Source organism: Polaribacter cellanae, from assembly GCF_017569185.1.
GTDB lineage: Bacteria > Bacteroidota > Bacteroidia > Flavobacteriales > Flavobacteriaceae > Polaribacter > Polaribacter cellanae.
On record NZ_CP071869.1, the window covers coordinates 2551744 to 2575528 of the forward strand.

The 23785-nt window shown below is 30.1% G+C and carries 22 protein-coding genes; 4 read left to right on the forward strand and 18 right to left on the reverse strand.

The annotated features are described in order from the left end of the window. Nucleotides 1–138: 138 nt before the first annotated feature. Complete coding sequence (locus J3359_RS11525) at nt 139–1509, reverse strand: TlpA disulfide reductase family protein (RefSeq protein WP_208077010.1); 1371 nt, start codon at nt 1507–1509, stop codon at nt 139–141. Nucleotides 1510–1615: 106 nt separating this feature from the next. Here J3359_RS11525 and J3359_RS11530 point away from each other — a divergent pair, with 106 nt between their 5' ends. Beyond that, nucleotides 1616–2410, forward strand: coding sequence for an SDR family oxidoreductase (locus J3359_RS11530; protein WP_208077011.1), 795 nt, complete (start codon nt 1616–1618; stop codon nt 2408–2410). Between the two features lie 7 nt (nt 2411–2417). On the opposite strand, the gene J3359_RS11535 is transcribed toward J3359_RS11530, so the two are convergent. Next, nucleotides 2418–2774, reverse strand: a complete 357-nt coding sequence (locus tag J3359_RS11535) for a hypothetical protein (RefSeq protein WP_208077012.1) — start codon at nt 2772–2774, stop codon at nt 2418–2420. A gap of 82 nt (nt 2775–2856) precedes the next feature. Here J3359_RS11535 and J3359_RS11540 point away from each other — a divergent pair, with 82 nt between their 5' ends. Continuing rightward, nucleotides 2857–3360, forward strand: a complete 504-nt coding sequence (locus J3359_RS11540) for a CvpA family protein (RefSeq protein WP_208077013.1) — start codon at nt 2857–2859, stop codon at nt 3358–3360. A gap of 52 nt (nt 3361–3412) precedes the next feature. Next, nucleotides 3413–3805: a hypothetical protein gene (locus J3359_RS11545; protein WP_208077014.1), complete on the forward strand. Its 393-nt coding sequence runs from the start codon at nt 3413–3415 to the stop codon at nt 3803–3805. Nucleotides 3806–3962: 157 nt separating this feature from the next. Here the strand turns inward: J3359_RS11545 and J3359_RS11550 are convergent, their stop codons facing one another. From J3359_RS11550 to J3359_RS11625, 16 genes are all read right to left on the reverse strand, one after another. After that, complete coding sequence (locus tag J3359_RS11550) at nt 3963–5549, reverse strand: SulP family inorganic anion transporter (protein WP_208077015.1); 1587 nt, start codon at nt 5547–5549, stop codon at nt 3963–3965. 102 nt (nt 5550–5651) lie between these two features. Next, nucleotides 5652–5948, reverse strand: coding sequence for a hypothetical protein (locus J3359_RS11555; protein WP_208077016.1), 297 nt, complete (start codon nt 5946–5948; stop codon nt 5652–5654). Between the two features lie 251 nt (nt 5949–6199). Continuing rightward, on the reverse strand, nt 6200–6829 hold the full coding sequence (locus tag J3359_RS11560; protein ID WP_208077017.1) for a carbonic anhydrase family protein: 630 nt from the start codon (nt 6827–6829) through the stop codon (nt 6200–6202). 5 nt (nt 6830–6834) lie between these two features. Beyond that, nucleotides 6835–8703, reverse strand: a complete 1869-nt coding sequence (locus J3359_RS11565) for a SulP family inorganic anion transporter (RefSeq protein WP_208077018.1) — start codon at nt 8701–8703, stop codon at nt 6835–6837. Nucleotides 8704–8790: 87 nt separating this feature from the next. Then, nucleotides 8791–9552, reverse strand: a complete 762-nt coding sequence (locus tag J3359_RS11570) for a universal stress protein (protein WP_208077019.1) — start codon at nt 9550–9552, stop codon at nt 8791–8793. 11 nt (nt 9553–9563) lie between these two features. After that, on the reverse strand, nt 9564–11147 hold the full coding sequence (locus J3359_RS11575) for a SulP family inorganic anion transporter (protein ID WP_208077020.1): 1584 nt from the start codon (nt 11145–11147) through the stop codon (nt 9564–9566). An 86-nt stretch (nt 11148–11233) separates the two neighbouring features. Then, nucleotides 11234–11542 (reverse strand): hypothetical protein, encoded by a 309-nt coding sequence (locus J3359_RS11580; RefSeq protein ID WP_208077021.1) that lies wholly within the window; start codon nt 11540–11542, stop codon nt 11234–11236. Nucleotides 11543–11607: 65 nt separating this feature from the next. Further along, complete coding sequence (locus J3359_RS11585) at nt 11608–12366, reverse strand: SH3 domain-containing protein (RefSeq protein WP_208077022.1); 759 nt, start codon at nt 12364–12366, stop codon at nt 11608–11610. A gap of 2 nt (nt 12367–12368) precedes the next feature. After that, nucleotides 12369–14129, reverse strand: coding sequence for a BatD family protein (locus tag J3359_RS11590; RefSeq protein WP_208077023.1), 1761 nt, complete (start codon nt 14127–14129; stop codon nt 12369–12371). Nucleotides 14130–14206: 77 nt separating this feature from the next. Next, nucleotides 14207–15031 carry a tetratricopeptide repeat protein gene (locus J3359_RS11595; protein WP_208077024.1) on the reverse strand — a complete coding sequence of 275 codons (825 nt, stop codon included), beginning with the start codon at nt 15029–15031 and terminating at the stop codon, nt 14207–14209. Between the two features lies 1 nt (nt 15032). Next, on the reverse strand, nt 15033–16079 hold the full coding sequence (locus J3359_RS11600; protein WP_208077025.1) for a VWA domain-containing protein: 1047 nt from the start codon (nt 16077–16079) through the stop codon (nt 15033–15035). A 43-nt stretch (nt 16080–16122) separates the two neighbouring features. Further along, nucleotides 16123–16485, reverse strand: a complete 363-nt coding sequence (locus tag J3359_RS11605; protein ID WP_208077026.1) for a four helix bundle protein — start codon at nt 16483–16485, stop codon at nt 16123–16125. 47 nt (nt 16486–16532) lie between these two features. Next, entirely contained in the window at nt 16533–17540 is a 1008-nt protein-coding gene (locus J3359_RS11610) for a vWA domain-containing protein (RefSeq protein ID WP_208077027.1), read from the reverse strand. After that, the gene (locus tag J3359_RS11615) at nt 17527–18417 is read right to left on the reverse strand and encodes a BatD family protein (protein ID WP_208080471.1); all 891 of its coding nucleotides are present in this window, start codon (nt 18415–18417) and stop codon (nt 17527–17529) included. Before J3359_RS11615 ends, J3359_RS11610 begins: the two co-directional genes overlap by 14 nt. Nucleotides 18418–18648: 231 nt before the next feature. Then, the gene (locus tag J3359_RS11620) at nt 18649–19518 is read right to left on the reverse strand and encodes a DUF58 domain-containing protein (RefSeq protein WP_208077028.1); all 870 of its coding nucleotides are present in this window, start codon (nt 19516–19518) and stop codon (nt 18649–18651) included. 95 nt (nt 19519–19613) lie between these two features. Next, nucleotides 19614–20603, reverse strand: coding sequence for an AAA family ATPase (locus J3359_RS11625; protein WP_208077029.1), 990 nt, complete (start codon nt 20601–20603; stop codon nt 19614–19616). Between the two features lie 252 nt (nt 20604–20855). Between J3359_RS11625 and J3359_RS11630 the strand changes: the two genes are divergently transcribed. Next, the gene (locus J3359_RS11630; protein WP_437440102.1) at nt 20856–23756 is read left to right on the forward strand and encodes a TonB-dependent receptor; all 2901 of its coding nucleotides are present in this window, start codon (nt 20856–20858) and stop codon (nt 23754–23756) included. Nucleotides 23757–23785 lie beyond the last annotated feature (29 nt).

The window sequence follows — 23785 nt, forward strand, 5'->3', positions numbered from 1 at the left end:
TTGGAATATCCGTTAAAAATGGAAAATAAGAACTAAACTTCTAAAGACCACAATTTAAGATTTAGAGTATATTATTATTCACTTTAAAATTTTGCTGTCTAAAAAAAGAAATGAAAAGAGAAAAAATAAAGTGAATTTTTACTTATCTTTTTTTAAGAAATACTCTTCTAAATCTTTTAATTCTTCTGGTTTTGCAATAATTTTTTTGTCTTTATCTAAAATAAAATAAGTAGGTGTAGAGATAATATTATACGTTCTCGCAATTTTGTTATCCCATTTATTTAATCCTAAAATATGGTGCCAATTTGGCAATGTAGTTTTCATGTTTTTCCAACCAGAATCGTTTCTCTCTAAAGAAAAAGCAACCACTTTTGCACCTGTTTTATCTTGCATAAATTTATGTAATAATGGAATTTCCTTTAAACAGTGAGAGCAACCTGAACTCCAAAAAACCAATACATAATTTTCGGCATCATTTAAAGTAGATAGTTTTAAGTTTTTACCATTTTCTTTCCAGGAAAAATCGGGTGCAGTTCTACCAATTTCAGTCGCAAAAAGTGCTTTTTTCTCTTTTAAATATTCTTTATTTTGGAATTCTTCAGGAAGTTTTTCGTAGTAGTTTTTAAAAAGAAAATCAATTAATTCTAAATTTTTAGTGTTTTCGAATTGCGCCACTAAAAACTCTATAATATCTTTTTTAAATGGAAGGTTTTCTACTTTAGAAAGTACTGTTTTTATAGACTCTTTATACAGTTTTTGTTGTACTTCTTTATTTTCGGAATAATTAATATAGAAAATATAATCCGTAATTCTATCTACCAAAAAAGAAGAATTTATAAGTGTTTTATTCGTAAAATCCATATTGTCGAAAAAAGTAGATGTCATATTAGACATATAATCTTTCGCAGTTGTTTTTATTTCGGAAGGATTTGCCCTTAATGTTGCCTTTATAAAAGGCTGTACATACATTCCGTTTGAGTTTTTTAGATATTTATTCTGAATTGTATTTATCTTGTTAAAAGCAGTTTTATAATCCGTTTTTAAATCTAAACTAGGATTCTTAATCGCAGTTATTTGAAGTGAATCTAACTTCTGCTGTGCCTTAGAAATTTCGGTAAGATAATTTTTATAAATAATGTTTTCGTTAGACTTAGAAAAAGTAACAGATTGCTCTGGATAATCTGGATGAAACGTAAAACTTACATCTTCTTTATTGTAAATAAAATCTACAAAACTTGGGTTGGTTGTTCTATATGTAACTCTGTAAAAACCAGCCTTAGAAGTTTCTGGCAATTGAAACTGAAAAGTACCAATGGCTTGTTTTTTCGCATCAATAACAATCGTATCTTTTTTAATAGTAGAGTTTTGTACGAATTGTTGTCTTGCACCTTCAACTTTATATAAAATAACCCAATCTGTTTCCAAAGCATTTGTTATTGTTCCATTAATGGTATGCTGTGCTTGTGCTAAAGACGAAACTAAAAATATAAATGCGAGTAATTTTTTCATTTTTTTATGTTTATTTTTTTGTTCTTGTAAACCTATTTTCAAGAAGCATACCAAAAGTACTATTTCTCAACCAAAAAGGGTATATTGTGGCATAAAAATACGATAAATGAGTTTTTCTAACAAAGTAATTTGGATTACTGGAGCATCATCTGGAATTGGAAAATCGTTGGCAATTGCATTTGCTAATAAAAATGCCAAATTAATTCTATCTTCAAGAAAAAAAGAAGCCTTAGAATTGGTTAAAAGTGAATGTAAAAACAGCGAAAACGTAAAAATTATTACCCTCGATTTAGAAGATTATAATAATTTACAAGTAAAAGCAGACGAAGCAATTGCAACTTTTGGGAAGATAGATATTTTAATAAATAATGGCGGAATTAGCCAACGTTCGCTTGTAAAAAATACTCAAATTATGGTGGATAAACGAATTATGGATATCAACTATTTAGGAACAGTTGCACTTACGAAAGCTGTTTTGCCTCATTTTATAAAAAATAAAAACGGGCAGTTTGTGGTAACTACAAGTATTGTTGGTAAAATAGGAACTCCTTTACGATCTAGTTATGCAGCAAGTAAACATGCATTGCATGGTTTTTTCGATTGTTTACGAGCAGAAAACCACAAAAACAATATTGCAGTAACCTTGGTTTGCCCAGGCTTTATAAATACAAATGTTTCTAAAAATGCTTTAACTGGCGATGGAACTCCACAAGGAAAAATGGATGTTGCTACAGGAAATGGAATGTCTCCAGAACGTTTAGCAATATTAATGATTAAAGCAATCGAAAAGAAAAAAGAGGAAGTTTATATAGCAGGAGCAAAAGAGAAATTAGGAATCTATACAAAAAGGTTTTTTCCAAAAATATTTTCTATTTTAGTTAGAAAAATGAGTGTTACCTAGAAGAGTATTATTCAAAATATTTTAAAGCATCAAAATAATTAATAATTGCTTCTTTCATTAAAACGGTTTGTTCTCCAGGCTTTAAATTCGGTAATTCTGTAAGTATTTTGTAATGAGGCCAGCCTTCAGCATCAAAAAAATCGAATTCATAATAACCATAAGGTTCTAATAATTTACAAATGGCAATGTGCATTAGATTTACTTTTTCGTCTTTTTTAAAAGCTCTATGACCTTGGCCAAGCTCCTGTACACCTATTAAATAGATAATTCCATCCATATTTAACTCATCTCCATCTGCAAATTGGTTGGTTAATTTTTCGGTTAAAAAATTCCATTTTTCTTTAAGGTTACTTATTTTAGGCATAGTACTTTAAGTTTGCTGTAAAGATACAAACGCCATTTTTAAAATTTAAAAAAAAAGATGTAGGTTTGAAGAAATTTTTTTGATGAATATTTTCGATATTGTTATAGCTGCATTATTATTATTTGGCTTTGTTAGAGGTATAATGAAAGGGCTTTTTGTAGAGGTTGCTTCTTTAGTGGCTTTAATAGGTGGTGTTTATGGAGCGATACATTTTTCGTATTTTATTGGAGATTTTTTAAAAGAATCCGTATCTTGGGAACAAGAATATATTTCTTTAGTTGCTTTTGCTGCAACTTTTATAGTAATTATTGTAATTATTGCTCTATTAGGTAAAATACTAACAAAGTTAGCAGATTTTGCTTCGCTTGGCATTATAAACAAAGTATTAGGTGGCGTTTTTGGTGCTCTAAAGGTTGGATTAATTTTAAGCGTAGTTTTTATCTTTTTTGGCAAAATGAATAACACAATTCCGTTTCTTAAAAAAGAAACAATTAAAGAATCTATCTTATTTAAACCTGTAAAAAAAATAGCACCTACTATTTTCCCCTCAATTATAAAAGAAGAAAAAGAGGAAAAAACCCTCTAAGAATACCATATAATCTGTGTCGTTTTTTTAAATTGCACAAAAAATATAATTGATGAAAAAAAAATACTTTCTACTAGCTATTATAAGCACTTTTGCTCTTATGTCTTTTACTTCGAAAAAAGACTGCTCTATCTTAAAAAACAATACGTTTACATATAAAAATCGTGGAAGTAAGGTTATTGTTATTTATAAAGGAGACAAGCATGTAGAATATCATAACAAAAAAAAATATTTTATAAAATCGGATATCGAGTGGATTAACGATTGCGAATATTATTTAATAATCCAAGAAAGTACGTTACCAAACTTTCCATTTAAATCGGGTACAAAAATGCACATTAAGGTAGATAAAATAAGAGGCGAAAAAGTGTATTTAACTTCTACTTTAGGTGGCAGATCTTGGGAGGCAAGATTAACAAAAATAAAGCAAGAAAATTACGAATAAAAAAGAGACCACCTCAAAAGTAAATTTAGCTGTTATTCTTAGCGAAGTTTAAAAATATAAAATATTAAAATTCAATTAATAAAATTTCTGCATTACAGTCGATGGTAAATTTTAATACTTTTGAGACGGCATCTTTTTGTTATAAAATGTAAATGTTTTAGGCAGCTTTGTGTTTTCTTTTATTCGCAAAGAAACTTATAAAACTCGAAGGGTTTTTAACGATGCCTTTTTCGGAAACCAGTTCTATTTCTATATTTTTTTCTTTCGCTCTATAGATAAAATCTTCTAGGATTTCAATAATATCATTATCTAAATATCTTGTTTTTAAAACATTTATTTCTAAATAAGAATTTTCTGGTAAACGATTTAATTCTTTTAAAATCGCTCCTTTATTAAAAAATGTTACTTCTTCTGCCAAAGTAATTTTAATTTTATGAACTCCATTGTTTTTATCTTCCATATGTAAAAAGTGAGAATTTTGATAACTTTTCAATAAGATAACAACAATACCTACTGCCAAACCTAAACTAATTCCAACCAATAAATTTGTAAATACAATCCCAAGAACTGTTACCATAAATGGTACAAATTGTTTCCATCCTAATGTAAACATTTGTTTAAATACTGTTGGCTTTGCTAATTTGTAACCAACAATTAATAAAATAGCAGCTAATACAGAAAGTGGAATCTTATTTAATAACTCAGGAATTAATATTACAGAAATTAATAATAAAACGCCATGTAAAATAACAGACAACTTTGTTTTACCACCAGATTGTATGTTCGCAGAACTTCTTACAATAACCTGTGTAATTGGTAAACCACCAATTAAACCAGAAACTACATTACCAGTTCCTTGTGCAATTAACTCTCTATTTGTTGGAGTTACATTTTTATCTGGATCTATTTTATCGGAAGCCTCTACAGATAAAAGTGTTTCTAAACTCGCAACTAATGCAATTGTAAATGCGGTTACCCAAACATCTATATTTGTAATTGCAGAAAAATTAGGAAAACTAAACTGACCTAAAAAAGAGGCAATATCATTAGGAATTGGCACACTAACCAAGTGAGTTTCTGTAATACCAAATACATCGTTAGATTTTGTAAATATAAAATATAAAATTCCTAAAACTACAGCAACTAATGGACCTTGTATTACAGTAAAAAACTTCGCTTTCTTGGCTAAAATGTTATCCCAAAAGAGAATACATAATAAACCAATAATACCAATTACTAAAGATCCTGTTGTTATATGTTCGAAAATATTAAATATGGCTGAAAAAGTATTTTCTCCAGAACTTTCTATAAAACTATCTGCACCTTCAGGTTCTGCATCATACCCAAAAAAGTGCGGAATTTGTTTTAAAATGATAATAATTCCAATGCCAGTTAACATTCCTTTAATTACTGAAGATGGAAAATAATATCCAATAACTCCAGCTTTTAACAAACCAAATATTAATTGAATAATACCTCCTAAAACAACGGCTACTAAAAAGTTTTCATAGCCACCTAAAGTACCAATTGCAGTTAAAACAATTGCTGCTAAACCAGCTGCTGGACCACTAACTCCTATTTTAGAACCACTTAAGGCTCCAACTACTATTCCTCCAATTACTCCTGAAATAATTCCAGAAAATAATGGGGCTCCACTTGCGAGAGCAATACCCAAACATAGGGGTAATGCTACAAAAAATACAACAATACTTGCAGGTAAATCATTTTTTATGTGTTTAAACATAGGGAACGTGTTTTTTTATTCTAAACATATATTGTTTAGAATTTGATTTTTAAAATAAATTGTGTGATTGAAGTTAAAATAACTTCATAATAAATGGAAAAATTACGACAGAATCTCTGGAGGCTGTATTAAAATTATAGGATACTGAGAAATGTAATTTGTAGTGTTGTACGCTAAGTTTTCTTTTTTTTGAATTATTTCTCGAAGAAACAAAGTTGTATTAAAAGGAGCATATACTTTTAATCCTTCACTTGTTGAACATCCAGTTGTTTCTTCTTCTTCATCGAGAGCAAGAAAAACAGAAATATCTTGGTTCTTGTCCATCAAAATTATTATGGTTGGAGCAGCGATTATTCCCAAGAATAAAAAAGTAAAAAAAAGTGCAATTCTAACTTTCAAAAAGATTTATTTTAGCTGAGTGCAAAGATACCATTAGGCTACTAAAAAATGTGTTAAAGCAAACATAAAGAAAAACTTATTTTTCTTACTTTATATCATTTCTGCATTAAAACTATCGTAATAAAACGTTATTTTATGGTAATTTCAAGACAGAAATGGTATTAAATTATGATATTTTTTTAAAAAAAGTAAAAACTCGAGAAAGAATCTCGAGTTTTTAGAGTAATAATTTAATTTTTTTATAGAGAATTCTATAATATAGTTACTTCTCCAGTTTGTAAAGAATATACACCACCTACAATTTTAATATCTCCATTACTTTCCAATTCTTTAAGAATTGAACTTTTTTCGCGGATTCTATCAATTGTTAACAATACGTTATTCTCTACAGTCTTTGCAACAAATTCTTTGTTTGTAGAGTTTGTTTCTCCATCTACTTCTTTAGAAGATTTTTTAACGGCAGGAGTAATATTATTTAACATTGCAGTTATATTTCCAAGTTTAACACCATCGCAAGCTGCTTTTACAGCTCCACAACTTTCGTGACCTAATACTAAAACAAGTTTACTTCCGGCAACTGCACAAGAATATTCTAAGCTTCCTAAAATATCTGTATTCTCGAAATTACCTGCAACTCTGGCAACGAAAATATCTCCAATAGTTTGGTCGAAAACTTGCTCTACAGGAACTCTAGAATCGATACAAGATAAAACAACAGCTTTTGGGTATTGCCCACCAACAGTGTCTTTAACTAAAGCATTATAATCTACATTTTCTAAAGAATTATTTATAAATCTTCTATTTCCTTCTATAAGGTTTGTTAAAACATCACTTGGTTTTAAGTTGTCTTGTGCGTTTTTGTTTAGTGCTAATGTTCTCATAATTTTTAATTTTTAAATTCGTCTTTTACATTTTCTCTTACCCATTTTACACAAGTATCAAAATTTTTGAAAACGTGTTCTGTGGGTATAAAATCTGGAATGATATCAATTCGTTCCATCATATATCTTGGTTGTTTTAATAAGTTAACAAACAAGACTTCAATATTCTTTTTCTTTAAATCTTGCAACATATCTTCCATGGCATACAACCCAGATTGATCCATATATTGCATTCTTCCCAAACGCATAATTACAATTCTTGCAGTGGCAGGAATTTGTTGTGAAAGCGCTTGAAACTCACTCGTAGAACCAAAAAATAAAGGGCCTTTTATGTGTTTTATAAAAACTTCTTCTCTTAAATTCTGAGGGAAGTTATACTCATCTGCCCAAGCTTGTTCTTTTAAAGATTTTACGTCGGATCTTTCTGCGGTTAAATCTCCAATTTTTTTCATAAACATTAAAGAAGCAATTACCAACCCAATTCCAACTGCATACACCAAGTTCCAAAAAGTAGATAGTATTAAAACCACCATCATTATTAAAACTTCCGAGCTTAATTTAATGGGACCAAATTTAATATCTTTCGGTAAGTATGGTATTGCTTTTAATCCTTTATAATCCATTACTCCAATACCAACAGTAATTAAAATTCCTGCTAAAACTGCTGCTGGAATTTTAGAGGCAACTGGTCCTAAACCTAACATAATTATTAACAACATAATACCAGCAATCATACCAGAAAGTTTGGTTTTTCCACCAGCGTTAATATTTACAACAGTTCTAATGGTTGCACCTGCTCCAGGAATTCCACCAAATAATGCAGCAATACTATTTCCAATTCCTTGCCCAACTAATTCTTTATTGGGTTGGTGTTTGGTTTTAGTCATATTATCTGCAACAACACTTGTTAAAAGAGAATCTATGGCTCCTAAAAGAGATAATGTTAAGGCTGTAAAAATATAGGGTGTAAGACTTCCTAAAGAAAAGTCGGAAAAAATTTCCCACTTTATTTCAGGAATTCCACTTGGTATTTCTTGTATGGCTCGATAATCTAAATTAAAACCCACAGCAATTCCAGACACGACTACTAAAGCAACGAGTGTACTCGGAATTTTTGTGGTAATTCGTTTAAAACCATAAATAATAAATATGGTTCCTAAAGCGAGTAACAATTCTAATAAATTAATATTTTGAATTGCTCTTGGAAACGCTTTTATGGCACCCAAAGCTCCAGAAGTTTCTTTAGCAGCTAGCGTTTGCGATTCTTTTAAAATATCTGCAGGTGTAATATTGCTTGCCCTTTTAATAGTTTCCTGGAAGTTTTCTAAAACTAAAATCTTTTCTCCAGCTTCTTCTTTTAGAATATTTTCTAAAATTACTTCTTCGGCTTGTGGTTTAAATTGGGTAACAAACTCTGTATCTTCTTTTGGATAATATCCTAAAGATGGCAATACTTGCGTTAATAAAATAATAACACCAATAGCCGTCATAAAACCAGAAACTACTGGGTATGGAATAAAACGAATGTATTTACCCAGCCCAATAACTCCCAAAATAATTTGAAACAGACCTGCCAATAAGAAAACGGTTAAGATTGCTGGTAAGGCTTTAGAAACATCACCATCGTTTGTAGCGATAATACCAGCAATAACAACCATACTTACAGCTGTCATAGGTGCTGTTGGACCAGAAATTTGAGTGTTTGTTCCTCCAAAGAGAGCCGCAAAAAAACTAATAAATATAGCGCCATATAAACCTGCACTTGGTCCTAACCCAGAGGAAACCCCAAATGCCAAAGCTAGTGGCAATGCTACAATTCCAGCAGTTATTCCGCCAAAAGCATCACCTTTAATATTTGAAAATAATTTTTTCATTACTTTTTTAAATTGATTAATTAGTAAACACTAAGTTAATCATTCTATTCTTAATGCAAGTTTATTTTTAACATACAATTTTAAGCTCTAATTACTTACCATTAAAGAGCAGTTTAAACTATTAACCAAGCTTCCAATTTTAGAATTTGTTTCTTTCTCTCTATTTAAGAATAACAAATCGATCTTATTTTTAGATAGATAGTTACTCAAATTTTTAATTGCATTGTCTCCTTCTTCGAAAACAAACTCAATAGTATTTTTAGGATTGGATACTTTTTCTTTTACAGTATTTATTTGAAAAGATTTAAGAGGTTTGTTAGAATAAGATACTAAGGTTTCCATAAACCTATTTGTCGATAAGTTTACATTATTTAATAACCCTAAAGAGATCTCTTCCTTGGCTTCTAATAGATTTTCTTCTGAAACAATTAAGATGGTTCCATTAAATTCTTTTAAGATTAAATCGATAAGATTATCTCCAAAAAAAGAGAATACTTTAGATTTTCTTTTGCCTAAAAGAACAATATCTGGCTTGGTTTCTTTTAGATGATTTGTAATCTCATCTTTTAAATTTCCAAAAGAAATTTTATGACTTATTTTAAAATCTTTTTCATTAGAAATAGTATCTATTATTTTTTTAATTTGATTGTCTGTTTCTATAAACTTTTTATTAATAGACCTCATTGCAGAAAGCTGACTTTCTTTTTCCACAACATCTGTGGGTTTTTTTACACAAAAAAAGTCGATTTCTGCTTGAACTACATTTGCTAAATCCACTCCTTTTTTTAGAATTTCTGATGTCGAATTATCGACATCAGAAAGTACTAATATTTTACATTTATTATTCATAATTGGTTGGTTTAAGCAGATTTTTTAGGTCTTAAGTTAAAGAACTCGATATAACTTGGAGGGTTTTCTACAACACCTCTTTCAGAAATCAATTGAATATCTATATTTCTTTCTTTCGCCTTAATTGTAAAATCTTCTAAAATTTCGATTATATCGTTATCTAAATACCTTGTTTTTCTAACATCTAATTCTAAGAAAGTATCTTTTGGTAGGCTGTCTAATTCTTTTAAAATAGCACCTTTATTAAAGAAAGTTACTTCTTCTGCAAGCGTCATTTTAATTCTATGTTTTCCATTACTTTTATCTTCGATATGTAAAAAGTGAGAATTTTGGAAACTTTTAATTAATATTACTACAATACCAACAGCTAAACCTAAACCAATACCTACTAATAAATCTGTAAAAACAATACCAATAACAGTTACAAAAAACGGAACCCATTGTTTCCACCCTAATTGGACCATTTCTTTAAATACAGATGGTTTTGCTAGCTTATAACCTACAATTAATAAGATTGCTGCTAATACAGACAATGGAATTTTATTTAATAAAGTAGGAATTAAAATTACAGAAATCAATAATAAAAAACCATGAATTATTGCAGACAATTTTGTTCTACCTCCAGACTGTATATTTGCAGAACTTCTTACAATTACCTGTGTAATTGGTAAACCTCCAATTAAGCCAGAAATAACATTTCCTGTTCCTTGTGCTAATAACTCTCTATTTGTTGGAGTTACATTTTTGTGTGGGTCTAATTTGTCTGTGGCTTCTACACACAGTAACGTTTCTAAACTTGCTACTAAGGCAATTGTAAATGCTGTAACCCAAATTTGTGGGTTTGTAATGGCATTAAAATTAGGAAAACTAAATTGCCCTATAAAAGAATCGAAACTATCTGGTACTGGAACACTTACTAAATGCTCTGAATTAATGCCGTATTTAGAATTTTCGGTTGTTGCAAAATAATAAATAATACCTGCAGCAACTGCTACTAAAGGACCTTGTATTATTTGAAAAATTTTTCCTTTTTTAGATAAAACATTACTCCACAGTAATAAAATACCTAAACCAATAAAGCCTATAATTGTAGAACCTAAAGTAATATTATCTGTGATATTTAAAATTGCAGAAAATGTGTTTTCTCCTGAAACCTCTATAAAACTGTCTGCACCTTCTGGCTCTGAATCATAACCAAAAAAATGTGGAATTTGTTTTAGAATAATAATAATTCCAATACCTGTTAACATTCCTTTAATTACAGAAGAAGGGAAGTAATAACCAATAATACCGGCTTTTAAAATACCAAATACTACCTGAATAATTCCTCCTAAAACAACGGCTACTAAAAAGTTTTCATAACCACCTAAAGTACCAATAGCAGTTAAAACAATTGCTGCCAAACCTGCTGCTGGTCCACTTACTCCTATTTTAGAACCACTTAGGCTTCCAACTACAATACCTCCAACAATTCCTGCAATTAAACCAGAAAAAAGAGGTGCGCCACTTGCTAATGCAATACCTAAACATAAAGGTAATGCTACGAAAAATACCACTATACTTGCTGGTAAATCGCTTTTAATGTGTTTAAACATATATAAATATTTTTACCCTAGGCTAAAAATACCTAGAGTTTGTTTTAATAAATTAAGATTAAATTTTTTGTTGTACTAATACGAAATTATAGTACAAATTTGGGTGGTGGAGTGGTAACTTTAGAGAATTCAGAAACATAGTTTTTCGAATAAAAACGAATATTTTTACTAATCTGAAATTTATCACTTAAAATAAACCCTAAAAAGTTTGAAGAATGAATTTTTAATTTAGAATCTACCTTAGATTCTTTTTTGCCTTTATTCTCCTCTTCTTCCTCATTAAAATTTAAAAAATAAGAAATATCTTGTGAAGCATCCATTAAACTAATAACGGTTGGCGTCACTATAAGGCTAGCGAATACTATTGAAAAGAAAATTGCGATTCTTACTCTCAAAAATTAATTATTTTAATAAAAACGCAAACATAAGAAAGGTTTTTTAATTTTTTGTTAATTTATAACTAAAAATCGTTAAACATTTTTATTTCGCTTGCAATTATCCAACCTAACTTACCATCTGCCAATTTAATTTTTTTCCAATTATCTACAGCGTCTAAAACGAACACCTTTGTACCTTCGTGTAAAGTAAAAACTTTTTCCGAATTTAAAGTTGGTGCATTTCTAACTTCTGTTTTTTCTGCGAAAATAATAGCTTCTTTAGTGTTTTTAGCCAAATTGTATTGACTGTAAGTAATAAAAAGAGTAGCTATTAGAAGAATAAAACTAATAATACTTGTCGTAAAATAAGCTCTTTTTTTTCTTGGTGAATATGCAAAATAAAAAAGCAGAAATAACAACGAAGCTACTAAAGAAAGTACAACTACAATTATTGCCCATTGATTGTAAGATAATTTTTGAAGGTAATTGGTATTAAATTTCTGAAAAACTGTTTTTGGGGTTTCTTCAATATTATCTAAAGCCAAACGTTTTGCAAAGATTAAATTGTTATTTACATCTTCGTTTAAAGGATCTATTTTTAAGGCTTTTTCGTAATAAAAAATTGTAGGTCCAACTTTGTTTAATTTGTAATAAGCGTTTGCTAAATTGTAATATAATTCCGATGAAATTACGTTTTTAGATTCAATCTTTTTATATTTTTCAATAGCTTTTTCGAATTGCCCGTTTTTGTAGTTTTCATTTGCAGCAATAAACAAACTATCTACATTCTGAGCCTTTACAGAACCGGCAATTATCAACAATAAAAACAGTATTTTTTTCATTTTTATAATTGTTTATCTAATTGAACAATTACTTCTTTTGCTCGCTCAAATTCTTCTTTCATTTGAGTTGCTGTAAATGGTGTATATCTTGCAAAATCCGAGCTTTTTAAAACTTCAATAAATTGTTGGATTGTAACAGAATCTACCTTTTTATTTTCCAAAATTACAGTAATTCTTTCTTTACTAATTTCGGAGGTTTCGACACCTAATTTTGCTTTTAAATAATTATGGAGCGCACGTTCTAAAGCCTCATAAAAAGCCTCTTTTTTACCCAATTGTTTTTGTGCTTCCGACAAATATTTTTTGGCTAATCTGTTTGCTTTTCTTAGTTTATTTCCAATAATATCGTTATTTCTTTTTTTATTTCTTTTACCTATAAATATTCCAATAGGTATTGTTATTAAAGGTAATAAAAGCAAAATATAAAATAAATTCGATTTAAAGAAATCTAATTTTTCGGCAGGTTTAAAAGTTGTTTTCGTGGCAATATATCTAAAGTTTTTGCCAGTTGTAACAACATCTTTTTTGTTTACAGAAGTAGTATCTACAGTAACCAATTCTTTACCTTCTTGTACATCTACAAATAAATCTTTGGTAGTAATTGTTTTGTATTTTTCTTCTTTAGGATTAAAGTAAGAGAAAGAAGTACTTGGTATTTTATATTTTCCTTTATATTGTGGAACTACTGTGTAAGAATCTGTTACAGAGCCAGAAATTCCATTAGCATATACATTTACTTTTTCTTTTCTTTCTGGCTGATAAATTTCTAACTCATTAGGGGTTTCTATTTTTGGTAATTCAAATAATTTTAAATTTCCTTTTCCAGAAACTGCTACTTTAATTTCTGATGTTTCATTGGCTTTTAAAATGTCTTTACTTAAAGAAACATTAAAATTAAATTCTCCAACAGCTCCAGTAAAGTTTGCTGGTTTTCCTTTTAAAGGAAGGCTTTTAGGGCGAACAAGTTTTTTTTCTGAAGCAAATTCTTTTCGAACATTTCTTGTAATAACATTTCCAAAGAAATCGGCTCTTCCTGTTGGAACACCAATAATAATGTCCATTTTCATGGGTTCGATTTCTAATTTTCCAGATTTTGTAGGAACTAATAATGCTTTCTGTAAAACAATGTATCTATAATCTTCTCCATTGTATTTTCCCATTTTTACAGGATAACCATTTATTTTAATATCCTGATTCCAAAAACCATTGTATTTTGGTGCTTCTGTTACATTTGTATCGTAAACACTTACGTTTTCACTTACATACAAACGATATTCAACATAAATTCCCTCGCCAACATAAGGTGTAGATTTAGAAATTTCTGCAACTAAATGAATGTTTTGTTGGGCTACATAATTAGGATCGTTTGGGTCTTTGGGAATTTCAACAGCGTCTACAACTATAATTTTTATAGGGTTCGATTTTATAGTCTTTCCCCCAATTTTAACACTTGCAGCACCAATGGAAAGTTCTCCTTTTCTTGTTGGTTGAATAATGTAGGTATAAGACTGAGAGAAGGTTGTTCTTCCATTAATCCAAGATTGGCTAACAGATTGACTTGGCCCTCCAACCACTTTAAAATTATTAAAGTTTGGGGGCGTAAAGTTTTCTCCACCCTGTTTATTTATTGAAAATACAATTCGCAAACGTTGGTTTAAACCCAATTTGTTTTTACTAACTTTAGCTTGAATGGTTGCTTCTTGCGCAACTAAAGACATACTTAGCAAGCAAATTAACAACGATATGTAATTTTTCAACTTCATATTTACTTATGATTGTTTGAATCGTTTAATTGTTAGAAATTTACACAAATAAACAGTTAAACGATTACACAATAATTTTACCAATCTTTTTCTTGTTTTATTTTTTTACCCTTTGCCTTTTTGGCATTCATTTTCTTTTGGGTTTTTTTCTCTTCGTTGTTTAAACTTTCTAACAATTGTTTTACTTGTTGAGGAGTCATTTGGCCTGGCTTTGGTTTTGGCTTTTGTTGGTCTTTTTTATCGTTCTTTTTAGGGTCTTTATTTTTGTCCTTGTTTTTATCGCCTTTACCGTCTTTGTCTTTGTTTTCGTCTTTTTTATTCTTGTCTTTTCCGTCTTTCTTGTCCTTATTTTTATCTTTATTTTTGTTGTCTTTATCTTTTTTATCCTTGTTTTTATTATCCTTTTTATCTTTGTTTTTGTCGTCTTTTTTTTGCTGCTTTTGTTTATCTACCATTTTTTGAGCGACTGCCAAATTATAACGAGTTTCGTCGTCGTTAGGATTGTTTCTTAAAGCATTTTTAAAAGCATTTACTGCACCTTGGTAATTTTTTGCTTCCATTTGTGCATTTCCAAGATTATGAAATGCTTCTGCCTTTGTAAATTTATCTTTTGCTGTTTTTGCTGTTAATTCGTATTGTGGAATTGCTTCTTTAAAGTTTTTATTTTGGTAAAAAGCATTTCCTAAATTGTAAGCGGCTTTATCGTATTTAGAATTGTTTCCTAAAGCTTTTTGATATGCCACAGATGCATCTGTAAATTGCTTTTTCTGGTACAATTCGTTTCCCTGACGCAACATTGTTCTTGCTTTTCTTTGCAATGTTATTGTGTCTTTTTGTGCTGCTATTTCTTTTGTTGAAAAGAGCAATAAAAAGAGAATAAGGGTATATTTTAATGTTTTCATCCTATTTTTTATTCTTTTCTTCATTAAATAAATCTACTTTTCTTAACCATTTTGTTTTTTTCTCAAATAAGAAAATATCTACAACTAAGAATAACAAACCTAGTGCCAAAAACCACTGAAACTGATCTTTATAATCTGAAAATTGTTTTGTTTCAAACTCATTTTTTTCTGCATTTGCGATAATATCTGCAATTGTGCTCACTGGATTTTCAGTAATATTTCCATCCATATATTTTCCGTCGGCAATATCTGCGATTCCTTGCAAAACTTCTGGTTTACGTTTGGTAATTACAGTTTCGCCTTTGTTGTTTTTTTTATAGCCAATTACAGAGCCATTTAAACGCATAGGAATTGGACCACCTCTTTCTGTACCAACACCAATTGTATAAATTTTTACGCCTTCGTTTGTTAAGTTTTGTGCAACTTGTTTTGTTTCTTCTTGATGATCTTCACCATCGGAAATAATAATTAGAAAACGGTTTGTTTGTTCATCATTATTATAAAATGTTTTTGCCAGTTCTAAAGCTTCATTAATGGCTGTTCCTTGGCTAGAGACCATATCTGGATTTGCATTCTGCAAAAACATATTCGCAGCTCCATGATCTGTAGTAATGGGTAAAAGCGGATATGCGTTTCCAGCATACACAATAATTCCAACCCTATCTGAGCCTAATTTATCGATAATTTTAGAGATAATTTGTTTCGACTTCTCTAAACGATTTGGGGCAATATCTTCTGCCAACATACTTTTAGAAACATCCAAAGCAAACACAATATCTACGCCTTCTCTTTTTACTGTTTTTAGTTTGGTTCCCATTTTAGGGTTTACCAAAGAAATTACTAAGAAAGTAATTCCTAAAAGTAGCATTACCAATTTTAAAACCGATTTAAATGTGGAAGAATTGGGCGCTAATTTCTGCAATAAATTTGCATCAGAAAATTTACGCTGCGTTCTTTTTTTCCACCATAAAACCAATAGAAATAGTACAACTATTACTGGAATAATTGCGAGTAGGTAAAAATAAATTGGTTCTTCTATTCTGTACATTATTAAAAGGTGTAACTGTTTAATCGTTTAATTGTTGAAACGCTTAACTGTTTAATTGAGATTTTCTTAGTGCATTTAACATATTTGATATTTTGTAAATACGTTGCCTTATGTCGTTATAAATAGTTTCATTTATAAATTTTAATTTGTAACATAAAATAATATGATTTAAAACTTCCATTGTTGTGCTAAAAGCAAGTGTCGAAAAATGTGCTTTGTCTTTATTTGTAATTCTTGATGTTCCTTCTGCAATATTTGCAGAAATTGAGTTTGTTGCTCTTTTTAATTGACTTGTAATTCCATATTTTTCATCAGCAGGAAAATTTGTAGATATGCCGTAAACCTCCACAGATAAATCGATTGCTTCTTGCCATACTTTTAATTTTTCAAATGAAAATACATACATATTTTTTACAATTACACGATTAAACAATTCAACAATTACACTTTTTCCTATATAAAACTCTTAAATAATGTGTTTCTCAACAAGAATTCTAATACTAATAAACCAAGAGCAAAAAAGACAAAAATTCTAAATTTTTCTTGATAATTATAGTATTTAAATTCCTCTATTTTTGTTTTTTCGAGGGTATCTATTTCATCATAAATTTCTTTTAAAGATGAATTGTTTGTCGCTCTAAAATATTTTCCTTCTGTTTCTAAAGCAATATCTTTTAATAAAGCTTCGTCTATTTCTACTTGTTGTTTTCTAAAGTTTAATTTTCCTGTTCTTGGGTCTTTACTCCAAGGGAAATCTGCCATTCCATTGGTTCCAATTCCAATTGTGTATACTTTAATTTTTAACTCTTTTGCCAATTCTGTTGCAGTTCTTGGATCGATATTTCCAGAGTTGTTTACCCCATCTGTTAACAAAATAATTACTTTACTTTTTGCTTTACTTTCTTTTAATCTATTTACTCCAGAACCTAAGCCCATTCCAATAGCAGTTCCGCCTTCTAATTGGCCCCATTTTAGCTCAGAAATAGTTCTTTTTACAATACTTTTATCGCTTGTTATTGGTGTTTGGGTAAAACTTTCTCCAGCATATACAACAATTCCTATTCTGTCATTTGGTCTTTTGTCTACAAAATTTATCGCTACTTTTTTAAGCGCTTCTAACCTGTTTGGTTTTAAATCTCTTGCTAACATACTTGCAGAAACATCAATTGCCATTACAATATCTATTCCTCTATTTGTTTTTGTTTTCTTGCTTACAGAAATGTTTCTTGGTCTTGCTAAAGCCACAATTATTGCAGCCAAAGCGAACAATCTTAACAAGTATAAAAGGGGTTTTAATTTTGATAAAAAAGAAGATTCTACCTTAAAACCTTTTACACTTGGTATGGTTAAAACAGCAGCATCTTTTTTGCGCATAAAGAAATACCAAACTGCCAAAAGTGGAACTAAAATTAGCAACCAGAGAAATTCAGGATTATGAAACTCGAAATTATTCCAATTCATCATTTTCTTCTATAATTGGTTTAGGTTTTAAATTACTTACAATTTCTTGCGCATCTTTTCGGTCTTCTTCTATTTCTAAAGCCAAAGGTTTCGATTTTGCAAATTTCACCAAATCTGCTTCTCTTAATAAGCTTCTTAATTTATCTAAAGTGTCTTGCGATGTTTGTATTGTGTCTGCTTTTTTAAAATCTCTAAGCATTTCCAAAACTTCGTCTGTCGTGTTTTCTAAGGCAGGCACATTTAGCTCACGTTCTATGTAACCACGAACAATTTCCGTCAATTCACTATAATATTCTTTTACTTTATTGTTTTGCCACAATAATTTCTCGTCTAATTCACTTAACCTTAAAATGGCTTCTTCGTAAGGAGGTAATGTTCTATAAGTTGGTGCTTCAATTTCTTCTTTTCTTTTTCTGATAACAAACCAATAAATCCAGAAAGCAATAATTGCCAAAGCAGCTAAAAGAATGTAAAAATAAATTTTAAAATCGTCGAAAGTATAAGGTTCTTTTTTAATAGATTTTATCGGGAATTTTTTTACTTTAGTAGTATCTATAGCCACTGTAGCTACATTTACCAATAAAGAGTCTGTAAAATATGCTTTGTTTTTTACAAATATTTGTTGTTGAGGAATGTAAAATGCGCCACTATCGAAACCAGTTAAAATATATTTTCTAATGAGTGAATTTTTAAGGGTATCTACCTTTGTAGAATCTACAACCTCTAAACCATTTAAACGTAATTTTGGGATAATTACATTCTGAGTTTCATCCACAGAAATTTTTAATTGAAACTGCTCACCAATTCTAATATTTGTGGTATCGATTTCTGCTTTTACCATTCCTTCTTGGGCGAATGAAAGAAAAGAGCAGAACATAAAAAAGATAAATCCTATCTCTTTAAATCTCTTTCCAAGGGAAAGAAAGCACTTGGCTTGTGATTTTTTATCACTTATTATGAAACTTATATTTTTTATACTTTTTTTCATTATTTAATTAGATTTCTGTTTTACAGAAATTAAAATACTTGTTCTTCAATTTTAATTTTATTTCTTTTCAGTCAATTTCCACAAACTATTCCTTCCCCTTGGGAAGGTTAGGATGGGATTTTACCTCCCTTTATGTTTAAAATATCCCAACAATTTTTTCACATAACTCTCATCAACCCTTGTGCTAATGGTACCAGCACCACTTCTTTTAAAAGTATTTATGTAATAATCTTGCAAACGCAAAGCATTTGCTTTATAATTGGTTCTTATAGATTTGGATGCTGTGTTTATCAATTGAACATTTCCTGTTTCTGCATCTAACATGGGTACCATTCCTAAATTTGGAATTTCCTGGTCGTGTTTGTCGAAAACACGAATTCCTGTTACATCGTGTTTTTTAGCGGCAATTTTTATCGTTTTTTCATAATCGTCGTCCATAAAATCTGATAACATAAAAACAATCGCTCTTTTCTTTAATACGCTTGATAAAAACTTTAATGCAACTGAAATATTGGTTTTTTTACTTTTTGGTTTAAATTCTATTAGTTCTCTAATAATTCTTAAAACGTGACTTTTTCCTTTTTTAGGAGGAATAAATAGTTCTATATCATCAGAAAACAGAATTAAACCTACTTTATCGTTATTTTGTGTGGCAGAAAAAGCCAAGGTTGCCGCAATTTCTGTAATGGTATCTTTTTTAAATTGTGTGGAAGTTCCGAAAGATTCCGAACCAGAAATATCTACCATTAATAGCATTGTTAGCTCACGCTCTTCTTCGAAAACTTTAATGTAAGGTTCGTTGTAACGTGCAGTAACGTTCCAATCTATGGTTCTAACATCGTCGCCAAATTGGTATTGTCTTACTTCAGAAAAAGTCATACCTCGTCCTTTGAAAGATGAATGGTATTCACCTCCAAAAATATGATCAGACAAACGACGTGTCTTAATCTCTATTTTTCGAACTTTTTTTAGTATTTCTTTTGTTTTCAATGTGTAAGCGTGTAATTGTTTAATTGTGTAATCGTAGTATGTTGTATTTGTTTAATTATATATTGTGGCATAATGGTGCTAACAATTACACAGTTTTAAGGTACTTCAACCTCATTAATAATCGAGTTAATAATGTCTACAGATGTTACGTTTTCTGCTTCTGCTTCGTAGGTAATTCCTATTCTGTGACGTAAAACGTCGCCAACAACAGCTCTAACATCTTCTGGAATTACATAGCCTCTTCGTTTGATAAAAGCATAACATTTTGCGGCTTTTGCTAAGTTGATACTTCCACGAGGCGAAGCTCCAAAACTAATTAAATCTTTTAATTGTGGTAGGTTGTATTTTTCTGGATAACGAGTTGCAAAAATAATATCAAGGATATATTTTTCGATTTTCTCGTCCATATACACTTCGTTTACAACTTCTCTTGCTTTTATAATTTGGTCTGTAGAAATCACTGGGTTTACGGTTGAATAATCTCCCGTTAAATTTTGACGCATAATAATTTGTTCGTCTTGTATTTTTGGGTAATCGATAACCACCTTCAACATAAACCTATCTACTTGTGCTTCTGGTAATGGATATGTACCTTCTTGTTCTACAGGGTTTTGGGTTGCCATTACTAAAAATGGTTCGTCTAATTTAAAAGTACTATCGCCAATAGTAACTTGGCGTTCTTGCATTGCTTCTAACAAAGCAGATTGTACTTTTGCAGGCGCTCTGTTAATCTCATCTGCCAATACAAAATTTGCAAAAATTGGTCCTTTTTTAATTTCGAAACTATTTTGTTTCATATTGTAAATCATGGTTCCAACAACATCTGCAGGTAATAAATCTGGTGTAAACTGCACTCTACTAAAAGTTCCTTGAACAGCTTTAGATAAGGTGTTAATTGCTAAGGTTTTTGCCAAACCAGGAACTCCTTCTAAAAGAATATGCCCATTTCCAAGCAAACCAATTAACAAACTTTCTATCATTTGTTTTTGCCCAACAATTACTTTATTCATTTCTAAAGTAAGAATGTCTATAAAGGCACTTTCTCTTTCAATTTTCTCGTTAATAGCTCTTACATCTACATCCATTATATTGTGTATTAGGTGTTAAATTTTTTAATGCAAACAAAGCTACAATTTTAACATATTTATATTTGTTAAAAGTAGGTTAAAGATATTTATATTTTCAAATAAATTTAATTCGTAATGGACTATAATTTCATTTTAAAAAAGTTTAGCTTTTACTTGCATTCTAAAATTAAAACACTAATATTTGTTAGAAATCATATAGGAATCATAGAAACAATTCAAATGAAACGACAAAAACTTAATTTTTTTTTAATGCTTTCTTTTTTGCTTTTACCATTAACTGTGGTAGCTCAAACGATTAAAGGAAAAGTAACAGATGCTTCAGGAGAAGCACTGCCTTATGTAAACGTTATACAAAAAGGCACAACAAATGGAACAACAACAAATGATAGAGGAGAATTTTCTATTGCTGTAAAAAGTTTACCTACTAAACTAGTTATTTCTTCTATGGGCTTTGCAACTAAAGAAATAAATATTACAAACACTTCTTATCTAACAATTTCTATAAATGAAGACAATGCTTTAGATGAAATTGTAGTTATTGGTTCTAGAAATCCAAATAGAACAGCAGTAGATTCTCCTGTACCAATTGATGTTGTTGATGTTAAGGAGCTTACAGCTAGTTCTCCGCAAGTTAATTTAAATCAAATTTTAAATTTTGTGGCGCCTTCTTTTACATCAAATACACAAACTATTTCTGATGGAACAGATCACATAGACCCTGCTTCTTTAAGAGGTTTAGGACCAGATCAAGTATTGGTTTTAATTAATGGAAAAAGAAGACACACTTCTTCTTTAATAAATGTAAATGGTACTTTTGGTAGAGGTTCTGTGGGTACGGATTTAAATGCAATACCAGCTTCTGCCATTAAAAGGTTAGAAGTTTTAAGAGATGGTGCAGCAGCGCAATATGGTTCTGATGCCATTGCTGGTGTTATTAATATTGTTTTAAATGAAACAGTAAATCAATTATCGTTATCTGTTACTACAGGAGCAAACTTTAGTAAAAATTCAAATTCTCAAACAGGTGGTGTAGATGGCGAAACAACCAACATTAGTGCTAGTTACGGATTGTCATTAGGAGAAAATGGTGGTTTTATTACTTTTTCTGGAGATTTCGATGTTAGAGAAGAATATAATAGAATGAAAGAGTGGGAAGGCTCTATTTTTAATGGATATAATGCAGTAGAGCGTTTTGCTAATGAAGCTAATTACGATACAACAAAATTTTTATCTTTAATAAATGGATTAGACCCAGCTTCTACAGAATATTCTAGTATTTTAAATGATTTAAAAGGGTTCGCAAATACTGCAGGTTATGCTACAGCTCCTTCAGATGGGTTATCTGAACTACAAACAATTTTAAAAGCTGATGCTACAACTTCTGAATTAGCTGCAAGAGGTTTAAATAGAACAGATTTTAATATGAGAGTAGGACAATCTAGAGTTAGAGGAGGTAGGTTTTTTGCCAATTTTAAATTACCTTTAGATGATAATGGTACAGAGTTATATTCTTTTGCAGGAATGAGTTCAAGAGATGGTAATTCTGCGGGTTTCTATAGATTGCCAAACCAAAGTAGAACGTATACTCCTGCTTATATTAATGGATTTTTACCAGAAATTAATTCAACAATTTCTGACCAATCTTTAGCAGTTGGTATTAAAGGTAAAATAGGTGAATGGAATGTAGATTTTTCTAATACCTATGGAAAAAATGCTTTTGATTTTATTATTGGTAATACCTATAATGCATCTTTAGGAAATGCTTCTGCAACTAAATTTGATGCTGGAGGTTTTTCTTTTTCGCAAAACACAACCAATTTAGATTTGTCTAAATTTTATGAAGATATATTTAAAGGATTTGGTGTCGCTTTTGGAGGTGAGCACAGGTTAGAAAATTACGAAATTATTTCTGGTGAAGAAGCTTCTTATACACAGTACCAAGCAGATGGTTCTCCATTTAGTGGTGTTAATGGTACTAGTCCTTTAAAAGATTTTTTCGGAAATTCTAGACCTGGAGGTTCTCAAGTATTTCCCGGTTTTGGTCCAAAAAACGAATTGGATAGAAGTAGAAGTAGTGTGGCTGCTTATGTAGATTTGGATGCAAAATTCTCTGATGCATTCTCAACAACCTTTGCTACACGTTATGAAAATTATTCAGATTTTGGTGCTACATTAAACTTTAAATTAGCATCTATTTATAAGATCTCTGATAATTTTAGAGTTAGAGCATCTTTTAATACTGGTTTTAGAGCACCATCTTTACACCAATTAAATTATAATTCTACTTCTACAATTTTTCAAGATGGTGTACCTGTAGAAGTGGGTACTTTCTCTAATGATAGTAAAGCAGCACAGTTATTAGGAATTCCTCAATTAAAGGAAGAAACATCTAATAGTTTTAGTGCAGGGTTTACAGCAAAGTTGCCAGAGTCTAATTTAACTTTTACAGTAGATGGATATATTGTAAATATCGATGATAGAGTAGTATACACTGGTCAATTTAAACCTACTTTAGATAGCAATGGAGTGCCAGTAGATGCAGCAAATCAAGAACTTGCTAATTTGTTAGTTCAAGCAAATGCAACAGCAGCATCCTTTTTTGCAAATGCAATTGATACAAAGTCTACAGGAATAGACGTTGTAGTTACACATAAAGCAACTTTTGGAGAAACAAGATTAAAAACTGATTTATCAGGTACTTTTTCTCAAACAAAACAAGAGGGTGGCATTAATTCTTCTCAAATTTTAAGAGACGCAGGTCAAGAAGGTACTTATTTCCCAGAAGATAGTAGAATTTATTTAGAGGAAGCAGTTCCTAGAACTAAGATAAACTTAACGAATAATTTAACCTCTGGTAAATTTAATGTTTTCTTAAGAAATGTATATTTTGGGAAAGTTTCTGAAGCAACAAATAGTATTACCAATCAACAAGTTTTTAACTCTAAAATAGTTACAGATTTATCTTTAGGATACAAAGCAACTGAAAATTTAACATTAACGATTGGTGCTAATAATTTATTAGATATATATCCAGATAGAGCAATTGAAGCTAATAGAAGTGGTGGTCGTTTTGATTGGTCTAGAAGATCTCAACAATTTGGTATTGGAGGTAGATTCTTATTCGCAAGAGTAAGTTTCAACTTAAAATAAGCAAAACGAATGCATAAAAAGGAGCGAAT